The organism is Arthrobacter bambusae (assembly GCF_022606295.1).
In the GTDB taxonomy this organism is placed as follows: domain Bacteria; phylum Actinomycetota; class Actinomycetes; order Actinomycetales; family Micrococcaceae; genus Arthrobacter; species Arthrobacter bambusae_A.
In genome coordinates, this window is record NZ_JAHHZS010000088.1 from 1 (window position 1) to 2,221 (window position 2,221).

Genomic DNA, 2,221 nt, shown 5'->3' on the forward strand with positions numbered 1-2,221 from the left:
AGTCGCGAGTTCGGAATCCGTGACCTTATCCGTTTCAACACGGAAATCAGCGCCATTGCCTATGACGATGCGACGTCGAAGTGGACCGTCACCTGGACCGAGGGAGACGGGTCAGTTCGATCGGAGGAGTTCGATGCGGTAGTGAGCGCAGTTGGTCAGTTGAATCGTGCGAAGTACCCCGATATTGAAGGCCGTGAAACATTCGGTGGCCTCGCGGTTCACACGTCGCAGTGGGAGGAAGGGATCGACCTCAAAGGAAAGCGAATCGGGGTAATCGGAAGCGGTGCGAGTGCCTACCAGGTCGTACCTGCGGTCGTGAGCGAGGCTTCGAAGCTCTACGTCATCCAACGGAGCGCGCCATGGATGACGATTGCGCCCGACTACCACGCCGAGATCGACGAGGGACAGCGGTGGTTGTTCCGCCATGTGCCGCACTACCACCGTTGGTACCGTGTGTTTACATACTGGCACGCTTCGGAATCGCGTCGACCCTATGGAATGGTCGACCCCAACTGGAAGTCGGACCAGTCCGTGTCTCAACTCAACGAGCAGCTGCGCCTGCAGCTCATTGACTACATCTCGGCACAGTACGAAGACCGCCCCGACCTGCTCGAAAAGGTTATTCCCAACTACCCACCAAACGCGAAGCGTCCACCTCGAGACAACGGTGTGTGGTCTGCCGCGCTCAAGTCGCCGAACGCTGAGCTCGTCACCGAAGGCGTCACCCAGATTACACCGACGGGATTCATCACGGCAGACGGTGTCGAGCGCGAAGTTGATGTCATCATTTACGCCACCGGCTTCCACGCATCGGACTTCCTTCGCCCGATGATGGTCTCCGGTCGCAACGGAATCGACTTGCATGAGTACTGGGATGGTGACGCAACTGCCTACCTCGGAGTGACGGTGCCGAATTTCCCCAAGTTGTTCCTCCTTTACGGCCCCAACACCAACTTGCTTCTCACGGGCTCCATGATCCTCATGGCGGAAATGGCATCTGACTATGTCATTTCGTACATGCAGACCATCGAACGGTTAGGTGCAACCGGACTTGACCTCAAGGAAGAGGCCCTCGAAGAACACGTCGCTTGGGTCGACGCGGGTAACCGCGGCATGGCATGGGGTGTTGAGGGCGTCGACAGCTGGTACAAGAACAAGACCGGTCGCGTCTCGCAGAACTGGCCTTACCCAATGGGGACCTACTGGCAGCTATCGCGTGAAGTCCGCCTCGAAGACTATGAGGTCTTGGGTGTGGGAGACAACGTCAGTGACGTCTCGGAAGAACTCGACGCTACGTTCGCGTCTTAGAGGCGGGCGCCGCTCTTGACACAGTCCGCGGACCGGGTCAAGAGCAGTGTCCATTTAGGTCTCGAGGTGACGATGCGTCGATACGGAATGAAGACCGGAAGGATTCGGGATGTCAGCAACACAAGGAACGGTCGCGGGTAGAGGGATCCTCATTACGGGAGGTGCCGGCGGACTTGCGGGCGGAGTGGCTCGTGAACTTCTCGCTGGAGGCGCACAGGTCATCCTCTCGGATTTGCCGGGAGAGGCACTCGATCGCGCGCGCGAAGAACTTTCGCAATACGGCCAGGTCACGGCGATCCCAGCGGATGTCACGAACGAAGAGCAAGTTGACGCCCTCGTGGCTTCGGCGGCCAAACAGGCTGGCCGACTGGATGGATTTGTCGGGGCGGCTGGCATCCTGCGCGTTGGCGGGTTTGACGTGCTTTCGGCCGCAGACTTCGAAAAAACGATGAACATCAACCTCACGGGAACCTTCATCGTGCTGCAGCGAGTCGCAAACTACCTCGCCGCACACCCGCGTGAGGATGGGGGAACTCACTCGTGCGTGCTCTTCTCGTCGGTAGCTGGTCGCCTCGGCCGCCCCGACATCTCACACTATGCAGCCTCGAAGGCCGGGGTTATTTCGATTGCGCGTTCTGCAGCTTTTGCATACGCACCAAAGGTGCGCATCAACGCAGTGGCACCCGGCATGTTCCTCACGAGCATGTGGGATACCGCGACCGCTGCACGCGAAGAGAAGTTCGGCCCCGGCGCGGGCGACAAATACATGGAAGACATCGCGAAGGAAATTCCGCTTGGCCGAACAGGCAAGGTCGAGGAACTCGGGGCGCTTGTTCGATTCCTGCTTGAGGACGGATCTGGCTTCATCACGGGCCAGACCATCAACATCGATGGTGGAATCGACATGAACTAG

Annotated in this window: 2 protein-coding genes; both read left to right on the top strand. The window is 58.9% G+C overall.

What is annotated here, in order from left to right; translation table 11 throughout:
* A partial coding sequence (locus KNN17_RS22170; RefSeq protein WP_241711063.1) for a flavin-containing monooxygenase occupies positions 1-1,308 on the top strand: 1,308 nt, incomplete at its 5' end.
* Positions 1,309-1,417: 109 nt separating this feature from the next.
* Positions 1,418-2,221 (top strand): SDR family NAD(P)-dependent oxidoreductase, encoded by an 804-nt coding sequence (locus tag KNN17_RS22175; RefSeq protein WP_241711066.1) that lies wholly within the window; start codon positions 1,418-1,420, stop codon positions 2,219-2,221.